12 protein-coding genes are annotated in these 17,933 nt (G+C 65.4%); 1 reads left to right on the forward strand and 11 read right to left on the reverse strand.

All coding sequences use genetic code 11. From position 1 onward, the window contains the following. Positions 1-18: 18 nt before the first annotated feature. From CK227_RS08240 to CK227_RS08275, 8 genes are all read right to left on the reverse strand, one after another. Positions 19-1,293 (reverse strand): RNA polymerase sigma factor, encoded by a 1,275-nt coding sequence (locus tag CK227_RS08240; RefSeq protein ID WP_095772693.1) that lies wholly within the window; start codon positions 1,291-1,293, stop codon positions 19-21. Then, positions 1,290-1,664, reverse strand: coding sequence for a YciI family protein (locus tag CK227_RS08245; RefSeq protein ID WP_095772692.1), 375 nt, complete (start codon positions 1,662-1,664; stop codon positions 1,290-1,292). Before CK227_RS08245 ends, CK227_RS08240 begins: the two co-directional genes overlap by 4 nt. 98 nt (positions 1,665-1,762) lie before the next feature. Next, a complete protein-coding gene (locus CK227_RS08250) occupies positions 1,763-2,854 on the reverse strand; it encodes a DNA topoisomerase IB (protein ID WP_095772691.1) in 1,092 nt (363 codons plus the stop codon). A 100-nt stretch (positions 2,855-2,954) separates the two neighbouring features. Continuing rightward, on the reverse strand, positions 2,955-3,893 hold the full coding sequence (locus tag CK227_RS08255) for a glycosyltransferase family A protein (RefSeq protein WP_095772690.1): 939 nt from the start codon (positions 3,891-3,893) through the stop codon (positions 2,955-2,957). Between the two features lie 149 nt (positions 3,894-4,042). Then, complete coding sequence (locus tag CK227_RS08260; protein ID WP_095772689.1) at positions 4,043-4,927, reverse strand: transglutaminase family protein; 885 nt, start codon at positions 4,925-4,927, stop codon at positions 4,043-4,045. A gap of 3 nt (positions 4,928-4,930) precedes the next feature. Continuing rightward, on the reverse strand, positions 4,931-7,342 hold the full coding sequence (locus CK227_RS08265) for a circularly permuted type 2 ATP-grasp protein (protein ID WP_095772688.1): 2,412 nt from the start codon (positions 7,340-7,342) through the stop codon (positions 4,931-4,933). Between the two features lie 6 nt (positions 7,343-7,348). Continuing rightward, positions 7,349-10,708, reverse strand: a complete 3,360-nt coding sequence (locus CK227_RS08270) for a transglutaminase family protein (RefSeq protein ID WP_095772687.1) — start codon at positions 10,706-10,708, stop codon at positions 7,349-7,351. Between the two features lie 124 nt (positions 10,709-10,832). Continuing rightward, positions 10,833-12,029, reverse strand: a complete 1,197-nt coding sequence (locus tag CK227_RS08275) for an acyl-CoA dehydrogenase (protein ID WP_095772686.1) — start codon at positions 12,027-12,029, stop codon at positions 10,833-10,835. A 102-nt stretch (positions 12,030-12,131) separates the two neighbouring features. Here CK227_RS08275 and CK227_RS08280 point away from each other — a divergent pair, with 102 nt between their 5' ends. After that, positions 12,132-13,043 carry a LysR family transcriptional regulator gene (locus CK227_RS08280; RefSeq protein WP_095772685.1) on the forward strand — a complete coding sequence of 304 codons (912 nt, stop codon included), beginning with the start codon at positions 12,132-12,134 and terminating at the stop codon, positions 13,041-13,043. Here CK227_RS08280 and CK227_RS08285 read toward each other — a convergent pair whose 3' ends face one another. From CK227_RS08285 to CK227_RS08295, 3 genes are all read right to left on the reverse strand, one after another. Then, positions 13,044-15,368: a Tex family protein gene (locus CK227_RS08285; RefSeq protein ID WP_095772747.1), complete on the reverse strand. Its 2,325-nt coding sequence runs from the start codon at positions 15,366-15,368 to the stop codon at positions 13,044-13,046. It lies immediately after the preceding gene. 128 nt (positions 15,369-15,496) lie between these two features. Beyond that, entirely contained in the window at positions 15,497-16,678 is a 1,182-nt protein-coding gene (locus CK227_RS08290) for a serine hydrolase (RefSeq protein ID WP_095772684.1), read from the reverse strand. Between the two features lie 34 nt (positions 16,679-16,712). Beyond that, a complete protein-coding gene (locus CK227_RS08295; RefSeq protein WP_095772746.1) occupies positions 16,713-17,909 on the reverse strand; it encodes a serine hydrolase in 1,197 nt (398 codons plus the stop codon). Positions 17,910-17,933: the final 24 nt, after the last annotated feature.

Genomic DNA, 17,933 nt, shown 5'->3' on the forward strand with positions numbered 1-17,933 from the left:
CAGATGGGCAAACGCGGCTCAGTTGGCCTTTTTCGCCGGCACGCGCACGGCGCCGTCTTTCATCAAACGGTCGATATGCATGCGGATATGGGCCGCTTCCGCCGCCGTGTTGGCCAGCGCGATGGCGCGATCGAAGGCAACCCGCGCCTCCTCACCCCGGTCGAGTTGCATCAGCAGTCCGCCCTTGAGGCCGAAGAAGTGGAAATAGCCGGAAAGCCTTTCTTCCAGCGGCTCGATCATCGCGAGGGCGGCTTCCGGGCCGCGTATTTTCGAGACCGCCACCGCGCGGTTGAGCGTGATGACGGGCGACGGCTGCATTTGTTCGAGCAGGCCGTAGAGCAGGTCGATCTCCACCCAGTCGGTGTCCTCGGCCTTTTCTGCCCGGGCATGCAAAGCGGCGATTGCCGCCTGCACCTGATAGGGACCGGGCTTGCGATGGCGCAACGCCTTGTCGACCAGCGCCAGCCCCTCGTCGATCATCTTGCGGCTCCACAGGCCGCGATCCTGGTCCTCCAGCAGCACGATCTCGCCGTCTTCGTCGAAGCGGGCCGGCGCGCGCGCATGCTGCAGCAAAAGCAGCGCCGTCAGCCCCATGATCTCCGGCTCGGTCTGGAACAGCCGCAGCAACAGCCGGGCAAGCCGGATCGCCTCCTCGCACAGCGGCGCGCGGGCCGGCGCCTCGCCGCTGTTGGTCGAATAGCCTTCGTTGAAGATCAGGTAGACCATCGCCGCCACCGCGGCGAGCCGCTCGGAGCGCTCGACCGCGCCCGGCGTCTCGAACGGCACGCCGGCGTCGGCGATGCGCGCCTTGGCGCGGGTGATGCGCTGCTCCATGGCGCTCTCGCCGACCAGGAAGGCGCGAGCGATCTGCTTGACGGTGAGACCGGAGACGATGCGCAGCGCGACTGCGATCTGCTGCGTTGCGGGAAGGTCCGGATGGCAGCAGATGAAGAGCAGCCGCAAGATGTCGTCGCGATAGTGCGCGCCGTCCAGCCGCTCGGCGATGTCGCTCTCGGCATCCTCCAGATCGGAGATCTGGTCCTCTTCCGGCATCGGCGCCTGCTTGGCGCGCTTGCGCACCGCGTCGATGCCGCTGTTGCGGCCGACGAAGATCAGCCACGCCGCCGGGTCGCGCGGCGGCCCGTTCTGCGGCCAGTTCTTCAACGCCCTGAGACAGGCATCCTGGAAAGCTTCCTCCGCCGTATCGAGATCGCGGAAATAGCGCAGCAGCGCGCCCATTGCCTGCGGGCGGGCGGCGCTGATCGCGGAGCTGATCCAGGCAAGTTCGGTCATACGGCAACCCCGGTGGGATTGAACACCGAGACCGGCCGGATCTCATAGGAGCCGCCGCTCGGGTTGACCTCGGAGAGCTCACGGGCGAATTCGACGGCCTCGTCGAGATCGGCGCAGTCGAGGGTGTAGAAACCTAGGAACTGCTCCTTGGTCTCGGCGAAGGGCCCGTCGATGACGACCGATTCGCCTTTCACTTTCCGCAGCGTCGTCGCCGCCGTCGTCGGCAAAAGCCGCGCCACCGGGCCAAGTCGGCCAGCCTTGGCGTACTTGTCCTGAACGTTGAGGAGATTGGCCATGACTTCGTCGTCCTGCGCCTTGCTCCAGGAGCTGACGACGTCTTCGGAGGCATAGCAGAGTATGGCGTAGAGCATGGCTGGTCCTTTTCTGTATCAAAGGACGAAACAGTATGACCGATCCCGACACGACGTCGACAAAAAAGACGGATTGAGCGACCGTCAATCGCCGCCAGTCAGCGTTGATGCGACTTCAACCATCTCAGCACGATCGCTTCCTCGTCATCGAGACCCTCGATCGGCCGCTTGCGCTTGTTGGCTTCCGCCATTTCTGCCAGCAGCCGTCCCTGCGACCAGGCCTCGAAAACCAGCGGATGAATATAGCATTTGCGGCAGACGGCGCGCGTGTTCCCCAGCCGCTCGGCCACCTTGTCGATGACGCTGTTCATCACCCGCTTTTGCTGGGCCTGGGTTTCGGGCAGCTCCGTCTGCGCAAACAGCGACGCGGCATGGATGGTGCCGCCCCAGGTGCGAAAATGCTTGGAGCTGAACGCATCGCCGGCGGCATCCCTGATGTAGCGGTTGACGTCGTCGGAGTGGATCGGGCGTCTGTTGCCTTCCTCGTCGAGATACTGGAACAGTTTCTGGCCCGGCAGGTCCTGCGCACCCCGCACGATGCCGGCGATACGGCGATCGACCAGCTTCAGTTTCCATTCCTTGCCGGACTTGCCCTCGAAGGCGAAGCGCAGCCTCGATCCCTTGATATCGACATGGCGGTCGCGCAACGTCGTCAGGCCGAAGCTCTTGTTGTCTCGCGCATAGGCGGCATTGCCGACGCGGATCATCGTGTTGTCGAGCAGCCAGACGACCGCGGCGACGACGCGCTCGAACGGCAGGCCGTGGCGGCGCAAATCGCTGTCTATCGTGCGCCTCAGGCTGGCCAAGCTTTCGGCGAAGGCAACGAGGCTCGAATATTTGGCACCGTCGCGTTCTTCGGCCCATTGCGGATGATAACGATACTGCTTGCGCCCCCGCTGGTCCCTGCCAGTCGCCTGGATGTGCCCGTCGGCATCAGGCGAGATCCAGACATCCGTCCAGGCCGGCGGGATGACGATCGCCTCGATACGCGCCCTGGCGGCATCGGAGACCGCTTTCCCGTCCGGCCCCTTGTAGGAAAATCCCTTGCCTGTCTTTAGCCGGCGTATACCGGGCTCGGCATCGCTGACATAGGTCAGTGCGGCGTGCCCGGCCGCGCTTTGCGCCCCGTTCTTCGGCGCGGCGTCGTCGTCGGTTGACCGGCAGGGCGGCAATCCGGATCTCTGCAGCATGCAAGCTCCACGCAAATATGAGTAGATAAGCTGCTGGCCGACAGCTGGTTCCACGCCCTGCCGCGAAAGTCGGCTGGCGCGGCAAGCGAATGACGGAACCTTACGAGGCGCCCTGCAGTTCCACCCGCGGCGCCGACAGCCGCCGTCGCACCGCGAGCTTGAGCCTGTAGCGCAGGCAGCGCCAGGCTTCCGACCGCCGCTTTGGCGCGGCAGCGGCCACTGCCAGGAAGCGCGCGGCAATGTCCAGGTCGCCGCGCGCATAGTGGACGCGGGCGATCTTGAGGGCGACAAGCCCCTCCCTGGTCTTGAGCGCCGAGACCGGGATGCCGCAATCGGTGAGCGTGCGCAATTCCCGGCGCCACTCCAGGAAGCGCCGCACCGGGTTGATTGCAAAGCGGTCGTCGGAACGGGCCGGCGAAACCTCATAGACCATGACGGGTTGCGGCGTCATGGCCAGCGAAACCTTGCTCATCAGCCGCGCCCAGAACAGCGTGTCCTCGTCATAGGCAAGGCCCACCGGAAACCGTGTATCGCCGATCAGTTGCCGGGACGCCAGAACGCTGCCCACGGCGACGGAGCGTATGTCGCCTTTTACGTAGGCCGAAGCATTTGCCAGGCACGCAGCCTGATAGCCGTTCGGAATCTTGATCTGCCGATCCTGGCCGTTCACCCGCCGCCGGTAGGCGCCGACGATCATGCCGGCCTTCGGCTGGTTCTCCGCCTGCCGCAGCAGCGCGCGCAATCCGCCCTGAAGATGCAAATCGTCGGCGTCGATCAGATACACCCAGGGATGGAGCGCCTGGGCCAGCGCCACGTTGCGGGCGCCGCCGGCGTCGCGGCATTCGGCAGGCAGCACGCGCAGCGGCAAGGCCAATTGCGCCGCTGCCTGCCTTGCGACATCAGCCGTGTTGTCGGTCGATGCATCGTCGACCAGCAGGACCTCGCCGATGACGTCGGCCTCACTGCTAAGCGACGCCAGCGTTGTCGCGATCGTGGCCGCCGCATTGTAGGCCGGGATGACGACGCTGACCGCTTTCAATTAAAAGACCCCGCGCCCGCGCCCATTGGCAGCAAAAAATGGCTGTCCCTCGAAACAAATAGAGATTAGCGACCCCTTCGATGTTTGAGAAGTCGCTTCCTCCACCCACAATTGCAGTGGCGGAACGCTTCGCGCTTTTCAGCTCGCTTTCATACCTTCTCGAGCGCAGCCGGAATGACGTCGACGGCCTGCTCGCCGACCTGCCCGCCAGTGGTCTTCAGCACGCCGACGATCGGCGCGACGTCGGAATAGTCGCGGCCGTAGCCGACGGTGATATGATCGTTGCTGGCTCGCATGCCGTTGGTCGGGTCGAACTCCTGCCAGCCGGCGTCACGTCCGCACCAGACCTTGACCCAGGCATGCATGGCGTCGGCGCCTTCCAGCCGCGGCTTGCCCTTGGGCGGGATGGTGCGCAGGAAGCCGCTGACATAACCGGCCGGAATGCCGAGCCCGCGCAAGCCCGCGATCATGATGTGCGAAAAATCCTGGCAGACGCCGCGCTTCAGCCTGAAGGCATCGCTGGCCCGGGTCCGCACCGTGGTCGCCTCGCCGTCATAAGTGAAATCCCGATGGATGCGGTTGCACAGATCCATTGCCGTGCCGGCGGCCGAGGTGCCGATGCTGTCCTGCGCATAAGAGGTGATCGCCGCGTCGATACCGGAGTGAGCGCTTCCCGCCAGAAAATGGTGCGGCGAGTCAGACGCCAACGACCGCACCGCGGCCAGTTCCTGCCGCAGCCGCCCTATATCGGGCGACACGTCGAGCCCGGGCTCGGGCCGCGACACCGAAACGCGGGCGCTCATCCTGATGTCGAGCGCGTCATGGGCATCGCGAAAAGCAATCGAAGTGACGTTGTTGCCGAAGAAATCCGAGAAATCCGATCGTTCATTGGGCGCCGGGGCAAAGGACAGCGATGCGGCAATGACGCGCTGCACGCCCGATATCGTCGATGGCAGCACGCGGATCTGATGGCGACCGCCGCCTGCCGCGGCTGCATAGTCGTAATGGAGATGAAGCCTGATGTCGTAGAGCATGAACTAGCCGAAATAGGCTTTGGCGAGGCTGTTGTAGAGACCGCCGATTTCATAGGCGAGTTCGTCCAGCGCCTTTGCCGTCATATCCGAAGGCTCCTTGATGGCTATGGCCGTGTTGAGCTGCAGGATCTCCTTCGCCGCCGTCGACATGTGCCCCTCGCCGCCGACCGACGGCAACAGGCCGATCTCGGCCTTCAGCCTTTCCAACTGGAACAGGATCGAGCGAGGATTGAGCGGGTCGAGCGCCAGAAGATCGATCACCGTGCGCCGGCCGGCCTGCACCGGATATTGCCGGCGATGGGTCATGACGCTGTCGCCGATCTCCAGCATCATGTCGAGCGCGCCGTCCGGCGCCTTGGGGTCGGTCAGCCGGGACAGCGTCCGGGCAATCTGGATGCCGCGTTCCAGCCGCCGGCCGATCTCAAGGAACCGCCAGCCGGCGAAACGGTACATGTTCTCATGCAGCAGGCCGGAAAAACCGGCGAGCTTGCGCAGGATCACGGTCATGGCCCGCGTCGCGTCATCGCCCGGCGCCACCGTCGTCGCGAACTGGTGGATGGTCTTCGACAGGTCCTTGAGCGCCAGCCAGCCGTCGGGCGAGAAGCGGTCGCGGATCTGGCCCGCGCTGTAGACCGCGCTGTCGAGCGTGCCGATCAGCCCCGACGGGATCGCCGTCTCGACGTCGATGCCGAACGGTTCGAGATAGTCCCTGATGTCGGCCAGCAGCGGCATGTCCGGATCGGATGTCTCGGCCAGCCGCACATGGTAGGCGCGCAGGATGCGCACCGTGTCTTCCGAGCGCTCGATATAACGGCCGAGCCAGGTCAGGTTTTCCGCAGCGCGGCTCGGCAGGCTGCCCGGCCTGGTGCGCGTGAAGCTGTCACCCTCCTGCGGCAGCAGCGTCTCGCGCTCGACGGGCCTGTCGCTGACCACCCAGACGTCGGCCGCCTGGCCGCCGCGTTGCATGGCGATCGCCGTCGGGTCGAGCGATAAGCCGACGCGGGCAAACCCGCCCGGCATCACCGTCCAGCCATCGGGTGTGCGCGCCAGGTAGACGCGCAGGCTCGCCGGCCGCGGCTCCAGCCAGCCGCCGACAAAGACCGGTGTCGTCGACAGCGTCACGGCTTCCTGGCCGACGAAGGCGCCGCCATCGCGTTCGATGCGCGCCACCAGCTCGGCCCGTTCGCCTGCCGACAGCGCCGAACCGAGCGTGGTCTGGCCATCATCCTCGAAGGCAAGTCTCGTCGACAGCGCCGGGCCGACCACCATGCGGTCGATATTTGCAAGCACATGGGCGCGTTCGGTCGCCTGCCCGCACCACCATGTCGCGACGCTCGGCAAGAGCAGCTCCTCGCCACGCAATTCGCGCGCGATCTTGGGCAGGAAGGCGAGCAGCGCCCGCGTTTCCATCAGGCCTGAACCCAGCGCATTGACTGTGGCTACCGCCCCCTGGCGGATCGCCTCGACCAGCCCCGGCGTGCCGATCTGCGAATCCGACCGCAATTCGAGCGGATCGGCAAAAGCCGCGTCGAGACGCCGCCACAACACGCTGATCGGCATCAAGCCGGAAACGGTGCGCACCATCAGCCTGCCGCCGGAAACGGTCAGGTCCTCGCCTTCGAGCAGCATGATGCCGAGATAGCGGGCGATATAGGCGTGTTCATAGTAGGTTTCGTTGAGTGGTCCCGGCGTCAAAATGGCGACGCGGCCATCGCTTTCCCTGGCCATGCCGATCAGCGCATCGCGGAAACGTCGAAAGAAGCCGGCGAGCCGATGCACATGCATCTCGCCATAGATGTCGGACAGCGCGCGCGTCGTGGCGACGCGGTTCTCCAGGGCGAAGCCTGCGCCCGACGGCGCCTGCGTACGGTCGCCCAGCACCCACCACTGGCCGTCAGGCCCACGGCCAAGCTCGAAGGCACAGATATGCAGGTAATGGCCGCCGGCCGGCGTGGTACCCACGACAGGCCGCAAATATTCGGGGCTGGCCGCGATCAATCCCGCTGGCAGGATGCCTTTTTCGATCAGCCGGTTGCGCCCATAGATGTCGGCGATGGTTTCCTCGAACAGTTCGGCCCGCTGCACGAGACCGGCGCTGATCGCGGCCCATTCGCTGTCTTCGATGAGCAGCGGTACATGCGCCAGCGGCCATTCGCGCTCATTGGCGCCGGCCTTGTCATACACGCGGTAGTAGACGCCGGCATCGCGCAGATACTGGTCGGCGCGGGCAAAACGCTGGCCGAGCTTCTCGGCGCCGAGATCGTCGAGCGCCTCGATGAAATGCTTCCAGACCGGACGGGGATTGCCTGCGGCGTCGACCATCTCGTCGACGACGCCGTCGATGGGCTGGTAGTGCTCCAGTAGGCTATGGATCTGCGGCTTGCCGCGTATCCTTTTGTGATTCCCCTTTGCCATCGCTGATCAGAGTCTTGCCGGTCGCCTGAGGTCAAGGGTCATCGGGAAATCTTCCGCCGGTTGTTCCTCGCGCAGCACATAGGCCGATGGTGTATGGCCGCGCGGCTCGAAGCGGGCGAGCCGCCGCGCCTCCGCCTCGTTGCCGTTGACCGGGAAGGTGTCGTAATTGCGGCCGCCGGGATGCGCGACATGGTAGACGCAGCCGCCGACCGCCCTTCCTGACCAGCGGTCATAGATGTCGAACACCAGCGGCGTATTGACCGGCAGCGCCGGATGCAGGCCCGAAGCCGGCTGCCAGGCCTTGAAGCGCACGCCGGCCACCGCGCCCTCGCGGTTATCGGTCACCTTCATCGGCACGATGCGGCCGTTGCAGACGATGGCATGGCGTTCCGGATTGAGGCCTTCGGTCTTGACCTGCAACCGCTCGACCGAGGAATCGACGAAGCGCACGGTGCCTCCGATCGCGCCCTGTTCGCCCATGACATGCCATGGCTCCAGCGCCTGCCGCAGCTCCAGCTTGATGCCGGCATGCTGAACCTCGCCGCAGAACGGGAAGCGGAATTCGAGCTGCGCATCGAACCATTCGGGACGGAACTCGAAGCCATTGAGCTTGAGGTCGTCCAGCACGTCGAGGAAATCCGCCCAGACATGATGCGGCAGCATGAAACGGTCGTGCAGGGAAGTGCCCCAGCGTACGAAGCGGCCGTCGAGTGGGTTCTTCCACGCACGGGCAATGATCGCCCTGACAAGCAGTTGCTGCGCCAGGCTCATGCGCGCATTGGGCGGCATCTCGAAGCCGCGAAATTCGACCAGTCCCAGCCGTCCTGTCGGGCCATCCGGCGAGAACAGCTTGTCGATGCAGATTTCAGAGCGGTGCGTGTTGCCGGTGACGTCGGTCAACAAATTGCGGAACAGCCGGTCGACCAGCCACGGCAAGGGTGCCGCGCCCTGGTCCGGATGCGGTACCTGCGCCATGGCGATTTCGAGTTCGTAAAGCGAATCGTGACGCGCCTCGTCGAAGCGCGGCGCCTGGCTGGTCGGGCCGATGAACAGGCCGGAGAACAGATAGGACAGCGACGGATGCCGCTGCCATTGCAGCACCAGGCTCTTCAACAGATCGGGCCGGCGCAGGAACGGGCTGTCATTGGGCGTCGCACCGCCGACCACGACATGGTTGCCGCCGCCTGTGCCGGTGTGGCGGCCGTCAATCATGAACTTGTCGGCGCCAAGCCGCGTCAGCCGCGCTTCCTCATAGATCGCCGTGGTCGTCGCCACGCAGTCCTGCCAGTTGGAAGCCGGATGGATGTTGACCTCGATGACGCCGGGGTCCGGCGCCACACGGATGACGTTGAGACGCGGGTCATGCGGCGGCCCGTAACCCTCGATATGCACGGGAAGATCGATGGCACGCGCCGCATTCTCGGCGGCGGCGACCAGTTCGAGATAGTCTTCCAGCGCCTCGACCGGCGGCATGAATACGCACAGCCTTCCGTCGCGGGGCTCGACGGAGAGCGCGGTGCGCACCGCGCCGCCGATCTCGGTGATCTCCTGTTCGACCCGGTCCTGCTGACCGGTCGCTGCGGTGAACGACGCCGCCTGCTGGCGGCGCGCCATCTCGTCGGCGCCTTCAAGCTCGGCCGGCGCCGCGGTGGGCAGGATCGCTTCGCGGGCCGGCAGCGGGCCGCGCGGCAGCGACGGATCGACCGGCACGATGTAGGGGAATTGTGCCGGCGGCACGTAGGGCAGCGTTCCCAAGGGCAAGCGGTAGCCGACCGGCGAGTCGCCCGGCACCAGGAACAGCCGGCCGCGCCGTGTCTTCCATTTTTCCGAACGCCAGCGCGGTCCCGAAGCCTGGCTGTTCCAGCGCTGCACGGGCAACACATAGCCCGACGGTTTGGTCAGCCCGCGCTCGAACACTCTTGCCATGCGGCTGCGCTCTTCCGGATCCTCGAGCTTCGAATTGGACGGATCGACATTTTCCGGCAGCTTGCCTTCCTTGAGCAGCCATTCGGCCGGATCCTCATAGGCTTCGCTGACCATGGCCTTGTCGATGCCGAGCTCGCCGGCGATCGCCGTCAGCAGGCTTTCGGCCTGCTGCGGGCCAACCTTGGCTTCGCTTTTCTCCCGCGCGATCAGCGACGGATCGCTCCACACCGGCTGGCCGTCGGCACGCCAGTAGAGCGAGAAGGTCCAGCGCGGCAGGCTCTCGCCCGGATACCATTTGCCCTGGCCGTAGTGGAGGAAGCCGCCCGGTGCGAAGCGCTCGCGCAGCCTGCGGATCAGCGCATCGGCCTTCTCGCGCTTGGTCGGACCGACGGCGGCGGTGTTCCATTCGGCGGACTCGAAATCGTCGATCGACACGAAGGTCGGCTCGCCGCCCATCGTCAGCCGCACGTCGCCGGCCGCAAGTGTCGCATCGACCTTGTTGCCGAGCGCATCGAGCGCCTGCCAGCTTTCGTCGGAGAACGGCTTTGTGATGCGCGGATGCTCGGCGATGCGGTCGACCCGCATGTCGAAGCCGAACTCGACATTGGCAAAGCTCGCCATGCCGGAAATCGGCGCGGCATTGCGGAAATGCGGCGTTGCGGCAAGCGGCACATGGCTCTCGCCTGTGAGGAGACCCGAGGTCGGGTCGAAGCCGATCCAGCCGGCACCGGGAAGATACACCTCGCACCAGGCATGCAGGTCGGTGAAATCGACCGATGTGCCGGCCGGCCCGTCCAGCGCGACGAGATCAGGCTTCAGCTGGATCAGATAGCCCGAGACGAAACGCGCGGCGATGCCGAGATTGCGCAGGATCTGCACCAAGAGCCAGCTCGAATCCCGGCACGAGCCCTTGCCGGCGGCCAGCGTCTCCTCCGGCGAGAACACGCCGGTCTCCATGCGCACGATATAGGCGATCTCGCGCTGCAGCCGCGCATTCAGGTCGACGAGGAAATTGACGGTGTTTTTCGCGCTGGTGTCGATGGTTCTCAGGAAGGCCGACAGCAGCGGCCCGGCCGGCTCAGGTGTCCGGTAGATGGCGAGATCGTCCCTGATCTCTTCTGGATATTCGAACGGGAATGTCTCGGCCGACGGCTCGACGAAGAAATCGAATGGATTGTAGACCGTCATGTCGGCGACGAGGTCGACCTCGATCTTCAATTCCGTCACCGGCTCGGGAAAAACGAAACGGGCGAGGAAGTTGCCGTAGGGATCCTGCTGCAGATTGACGAAATGGTTCGCCGGCTCGACCTTGAGCGAATGGCTCAACACCTTTGTCCGGGAATGCGGCGCCGGCTGCAGCCTGACGATCTGAGGCCCGAGAACCACCGGCCGGTCGTATTTGTAATGGGTCAGATGGTAGACGGCTGCCAGAATTGCCATGGGGCCCCGGAGATCGGCGTTTCAAACGAATTCGCCGAACCCTGACACATCTGCTGGCCATTCTCCAAGCACAGATGTTGCGGTGCACCTAATTTAAGCAGCCGAAGTCGGCTTAAGGCACGGCTTAGAAGAAAGCCTGGATCCCGGTCTGCGCCCGTCCCAGGATCAGCGCGTGCACGTCATGCGTGCCCTCATAGGTGTTGACCGTCTCCAAATTCTGCGCGTGGCGCATGACGTGGTAGCCGATCTGGATGCCGTTGCCGCCATGCATGTCGCGGGCCTGGCGGGCGATGTCGAGCGCCTTGCCGCAGTTGTTGCGCTTGACGATCGAGATCATCTCCGGCGCCATCTTGCCTGCATCGAGCAGCCGCCCGACGCGCAAGGATGCCTGCAGCCCAAGCGCGATCTCGGTCTGCATGTCGGCGAGCTTCTTCTGGTAAAGCTGCGTGCCGGCCAGCGGCTTGCCGAACTGCTTGCGGTCGAGACCATACTGGCGTGCGCGGTGCCAGCAATCTTCCGCCGCACCCATCGAGCCCCAGGAGATGCCGTAGCGAGCCCGGTTGAGACAGCCGAACGGGCCGCCAAGGCCCTTGGCGTTGGGCAGCAGCGCGTCCTCGCCGACCTCGACGCCTTCCATCACCACTTCACCGGTGATCGACGCGCGCAGCGACAGCTTGCCGCCGATCTTCGGCGCCGACAGCCCCTTCATGCCCTTTTCCAGCACGAAGCCGCGAATCTCGTCCTTGCCGGTCTCGCCCTTCAGCTTGGCCCAGACGACGAAGACGTCTGCGATCGGTGCGTTGGAGATCCACATCTTCGAGCCGCTGAGCTTGTAGCCGTTCGCGGTCTTCTCGGCGCGCGTCTTCATGCCGCCCGGGTCCGAGCCGGCATCCGGCTCGGTCAGGCCGAAGCAGCCGATCCACTCACCGCTGGCAAGCTTGGGCAAGTACTTCTTGCGCTGCCCTTCCGAGCCATAGGCGTGGATCGGATACATCACCAGCGACGACTGCACCGACATCATCGAGCGGTAGCCGGAATCGACGCGTTCGACTTCCCGCGCGACCAGCCCGTAGGTCACATAATTGGCGCCGAGGCCGCCATACTCTTCCGGGATGGTAATGCCGAGCAGCCCGGCCTCACCCATTTCGCGAAAGATGCCGGCATCCGTCTTTTCATCGAGATAGGCATCCTCGATACGCGGCGCGAGCTTGTCGGCGGCGAAGGCCGCCGCGCCGTCGCGCACCATGCGCTCTTCTTCCGAAAGCTGGTCCTCGATCAGGAACGGGTCTTCCCAGACGAATGCATTCTTGTCGGCGGCCATGGCTTGTCGATCCTCAAACGGGTGAAGCCCGGCTTATCGGCCCGTGGTCTTAAAAAATCAAACGAAATTGCTTCACGGATCAATGAGCGTTAGGAATGGATCATGAGTGTCCAGCGCCGCCTTCTGCCCAACATCAGCGCCCTCGCCGCCTTCGAGGCAGTGGCCCGGCTTGGGTCTTTTACCGCCGCTGCCCAGGAGCTGGACCTGACCCAGGGCGCGGTCAGCCGGCAGATCAGGCTGCTCGAAGACCAGTTCGGGCGCCGCCTGTTCGAGCGCGACAGCCGCAATGTCCGGCTGTCGACGGCAGGGGAAATCTACGCTGAAGCGGTGCGTTCAGCACTCGGCCAGTTGCGCGACGCGGCCCTTGGACTGATGAGCAATCGGCATAGCGGCATCCTGAACCTCGCCATTTTGCCGACCTTCGGCACGCGTTGGCTGATGCCGATGATCCCCGATTTCGTCGCGAACAATCCCGACATCACCATCAACTTCGTCACCCGCGTCGGCCGCTTCGACTTCGCCAGGGAGAGGCTGGACGCCGCCATCCATTACGGCCTGCCGGATTGGCCGGAGGCCGATTCGACGCTGCTGGTGCGCGAAACCGTGGCGCCGGTGGCGTCGCCGGAATTCCTCGCCGGCCGCGCCATCGCCACGCCGGCCGATATCGGCCGCCTGCCGCTGCTGCACATGGCGACGCGCCCCGACGCCTGGACCGAATGGTTCGAGCATCAGGGCCTGAGCGCGCCGGCCGGACCCGGCATGCAGTTCGAGCAGTTCGGCACGGCCGCCCAGGCGTGCATGGCGGGACTTGGCGTCGCGCTGTTGCCGCTGCTCCTCATCGCGGGCGAATTGCAGCGCGGCCAGTTGGTGCCGGCGCCCGGCCAGCCCATGCAAAGCCGCAGCGCCTATTACCTCGTCGTCCCGCACGACAAGCGCGACCATCCCCCCGTCGCCAGCTTTCGCGACTGGCTGCTCGGCCAACTCGAAAAGGAGCCGGCTGTTCTGGCCTGGTAGCTACTTCCGCTTCAGCGCATCCGCCAGTGCCGCACCGAAGGCCCCTTGCTGGGCCGGCCGTTCCGGCTGGCGTTGCGGCGCCGGCGAGCGCGGCGCCGGCCTGCCGCCGCCATTGTCGCGCGGCCCACCACGCGGCGCACCACCCTCGCCGCCATCCTTGCGCATGGAGAGCGCAATGCGCTTGCGCTTGATGTCGACGTCGACGACGCGCACCTTCACCACATCGCCGGCCTTGACCACTTCATGCGCGTCCTTGATGAAGCGGTCGGCCAGTTGCGAGACGTGTACCAGCCCGTCCTGATGGACGCCGATATCGACGAAGGCGCCGAAGGCCGCGACATTGGTCACGGTGCCTTCCAGCAGCATGCCGGGTTTGAGGTCCTTGATGTCGTCGACGCCGTCGGCGAAGGTCGCCGTCTTGAAGCCGGGGCGTGGGTCGCGGCCGGGCTTTTCCAGCTCCGCCAGAATGTCGCGCACCGTCGGCAGGCCGAAACGCTCGTCGACGAAGACGCGTGGATCGAGCGCCTTGAGCGCGGCACTGTCGCCCATCAGCGAGCGCACGTCGCGGCCGCAGGCGGCGACGATCTTCTTGGCCACGCCATAGGCTTCCGGATGCACCGACGAGGCGTCGAGCGGCTCGCTGCCATTGGCGATGCGCAGGAAGCCCGCGGATTGTTCGAACGCGCGAGGTCCAAGCCGTGGCACCTTGAGGAGATCTTTCCGGCTGGCGAAGGGGCCGGTCGCATCGCGATGCGCGACGATGGCGTCGGCGAGCGATGCGCCGAGGCCCGAAACCCGCGCCAGCAATGGCGCCGAGGCGGTGTTGAGATCGACGCCGACGGCGTTGACCGCGTCCTCGACCACCGCCTCCAGCGAGCGGCCGAGCCGGTACTGGTCGACATCGTGCTGGTATTGGCCGACGCCGATCGACTTGGGTTCGATCTTGACCAGTTCGGCCAGCGGATCCTGCAGGCGCCGCGCGATCGACACCGCACCGCGCAACGACACGTCGAGGCCGGGAAATTCGGCCGCAGCCGCCGCCGACGCCGAATAGACCGAAGCGCCCGCTTCGCTGACGATCACCTTGAGCGGCTTCGGCCCGCCGTCGGAAGGCATGTCGGACAGCATGTCCGCCACCAGCTTTTCCGTCTCGCGGCTGCCGGTGCCGTTGCCGATCGAAATCAGCTCGACCTTGTGCAAGCGGATGAGTTTGGCGAGTTCGGCCTGCGTGCCGCGCACATCGTTCTTCGGCGGGAACGGATAGACCGTCGTCGTCGCCACCAGCTTGCCGGTGCCGTCGACCACGGCCACCTTGACGCCGGTGCGGATGCCGGGGTCGAGGCCTATCGTCGGCCGCGAACCGGCGGGTGCGGCCAGAAGCAGATCCTTCAGGTTGCGGGCGAAGACATGGATCGCCTCTTCCTCGGCCCGCTCGCGCAGGTCGCGCATCAGATCAAGCGTCAGGTGCAGCGAAAGCTTGATGCGCCAGGTCCAGCCGGCGACCTCCATCAGCCAGCGGTCGCCGGGCAGGCTGGCGCCGATCGCATAGGCGTTGGCAATCATCCGTTCGACCGGTTTCACCGGAGACGCGTCGTCGGCATCGACCTCGATGTCGAGCGACAGCACCTCTTCGTTGCGGCCGCGCAGCATGGCCAGCGCGCGATGGCTCGGCACGTTTGCCCAGCGCTCGACATGGTCGAAATAGTCGGAGAACTTGGCGCCGGCCTCCTGTTTGCCGTCGACCACCCGGGCGCGCATGAAGGCGCGGTCCTGCATGTAGGTGCGCAGTTTGCCGACCAGGTCGGCATTCTCGGCGAACTGTTCCGACAGGATGTCGCGCGCGCCTTCAAGGGCTGCCTTGGCGTCGGCCACTTCCTCGGTGACATAGGCGAGCGCCAGTTCGGCGGGCACGAGCGAACGGTTGGCAAGGATGGCCTCGGCCAGCGGTCCCAGCCCACGCTCGCGGGCGATCTCGGCCTTGGTGCGGCGCTTCGGCTTGTAGGGCAGATAGATGTCTTCGAGTTCCGCCTTAGTGGCCGCCGCCGCGATCTTGGTTTCCAGTTCCTCGGTCAGCTTGCCCTGCTCGCGGATCGAACCGAGGATGGTGTCGCGACGGGCGTCGAGCTCGCGCAGATAGGCGAGCCGCTCGGCAAGGTCGCGCAGCTGCGTGTCGTCCAGCCCGCCGGTCACCTCCTTGCGATACCGTGCCACGAACGGCACGGTCGCACCCTCGTCGAGCAATTCGATGGCCGCCGCCGCCTGTTCGGGCCGCGCCTTGATCTCGGCCGCGATGATGGCTGCGATGCGCTTGATGTCGGATGCCATGTCGTTCCTGCTCTCATCGAAAAGAGCGGCGACCATAGGCGCAGACACCTGCCTCGCCAACCGCGACGTTTTCAACGGTCGCGGGCGGTCCACAGGAAAGCACGCGGCAACGAGGCCGCGACGGACGGTCAGACCAGTTGGGTCAGCGCCTCGAAGAAGGCGACGATTTCGAGGTCAAGCGGATCGTCGACCGGCTCCGGCTGCGACGACATCTTGGCGATGACCACTTCCGCCTTCGGGTCGATATAGAGCCATTGGCCATGAATGCCGATGCCGCAATAGGCGCCGTTTGGCTTGCCTGACTGGTACCATTTGTTGCGGTAGCGGCCTTGCGGGAACAGCGGCAGCATGGTGCCACGCTGCCAGGCTTGCGCACTGCCGCCGGTGCAGACCGTGTCACGCACCCAGGCCTCAGGCACGATGCGGCGGCCATTGGCGGTGCCGCCTTGCCGCATCATCTCGCCAATGCGTGCCAGGTCGCGCGGCGTCACCGAAATGCCGCCGGCGGTGCGGGCCGTGCCTTCCATGTCGACGCCGATCGAGGCTTCGCTGACGGCGCCAAGCGGGAGCCACAATTTTTCGCGCATCAGGTCGCTGAAGCGCTGGCCGGACGCGCGCTCCAGCAGCAGGCCGAGCAGGTCGGAATTGGGTGAACGGTAGCGAAAAACCTGGCCATGCGGCTCGGCAAGCCGCTGCAGGGTCAGGATGAATTCGCGCAGGCTTTCCGTGCCGCCACCCGGATTCCACAGCGTGGCGCGGCGATAGCGGGCAAAGGCGCTTTCCGGATCGAGATAGGCCTCTTCGAAATCGAGGCTGACGCTCATGTCGAGCACATGCCGCGTGCTCGCATCGCCATAGGCCGAGCCGGCGGCTTCCGGAATGTAGGTCGTCACCGGCGCTTCCGGATCGAACACCCCCTCGCCTTCCAATATGCCGGCTATGATCGCGGTCACCGACTTGCTGATCGAGAAGACGATGTGGCGGGCGCCGAATTCCATGTGCGGCGCGAACCAGTCGCCGATCACCTTGCCCCCTTTCATCACCGTCAGCGCGTCGGTGCTGGAGCGTATGAGGAATTCGGCGACCGTCTCCGGCGCGCTGGCCACCGAAACCTTTTCGCCGAGCAAACCACCGAAATCCTTCGCGGGTGCCTCGGCACCGGCCCATGCGGCAGCCACGCGCGCCGTGGGCACCAGTTCGCCAAGGTTCTGGAACGACCATCGGTTGAACGGGCTTTCGCGCCAGTTGGAAAGCAGCACCTCGTCGCGGCGGAAGCCGTGGCGAATCTCGAACGCGGTCTTGCCGGTCATGGCGTTTCCTTCCAGGTCGTTTCTTGTGGGGGGCCTAGAGCAGTGCGGCGGCGATGGCGTGCACGGCCTTCAGCGTCGCTGTGGAGTAGGCGAGATTGCTGAAATCCGGCCAGGTCGAAAGCTTCACCACGACCGTTCCTGTGTTCCAGTCGATATGGATCATCTGCCCGAACACGCCCCGGCACATCAGCGCGCGCGAACTGGGGTTCTCGATCCAGAACTGGTTGCGGTAGCTGCCCTGCGGCAGACTGGGGGAGAAATCAGGGCCATGCCTGCCATTGCGTGTCGCCTCGATCCAGGCGGCCGGCACGATGCCGCCGCCATTGTTGAGGATCATCTGGCCGAAGCGGCCATAGTCGCGCAGTGTCGCGTTGAAGCCGCCGTCGGCCAGCGCATAGCCGGCGCCGTCGACGGTGAAGCAGGCGCTTTCGTCGGCGCCGAGCTTTTGCCAGAGTTCCTCCGACACCAGCTGCGCCAGCCGCTTGCCCGTCACCCGCTCCATGATGAAGGCAAGCACGTCGGTCTCGATCGAGCGGTATTCGAACGCCGCGCCGTGCGGCCGGACCGTGTCCTTCAAGCCCAGGATCAGCTCGAACATATGCGAGGGCCAGCGGAAGTCCGGATCGCTGCCCGGCGGCGCCGGCTTCCAGCCGGTGGCGACATCGACCTGGCCGATATCGGAATAGCGGTCGGTATACTCTTCGGAAAAACGCACGCCCGTCGTCATGTCGAGCACATGCTGAACGCTGGCGCCGGCCCAGCCGGTCGCGCTGAGTTCAGGCAGGTAATCCGTGACCGGCCTGGCCGGATCGATCAGGCCGCGCCCGGCCAATATGCCGAACACCGAGCCGGTGATGGACTTGGCCATCGACTGCGACAGATGCAGCGTGCGCACGTCCATGCCGTTGAAATAACGCTCATAGGCGAGCCTGCCGTGCTTGAGCACCAGGAAGCCGTCCGTATAGGTCTCGTCGAGCAACCCGGCGAGCGTCGAGGGCCTGCCCTGGCTGTCCTCGACCGCCAGTCCGTCGAGATCGACCTCGGCGCGTTCGAGACGATGGCGGTGGCCGTTGCCGCGCCAGACTTCGGCGGTCGGCAGGATTTCCCGGATGTGCTGGAACGCCCAGCGGTTCCATGGCGGCCGGTCCCAGTCGAGCTTCGGCGGCACCATGGCGGGCGGCGAGCCCCGCATGATCGGCGGCCGCGGATCGCTGTTGCGATAGGAGTCCATGAAAGGCATTCCCGGAAAAGAAAA

This window comes from Mesorhizobium sp. WSM4308, assembly GCF_002294905.1.
Classification (GTDB): Bacteria; Pseudomonadota; Alphaproteobacteria; order Rhizobiales; family Rhizobiaceae; genus Mesorhizobium.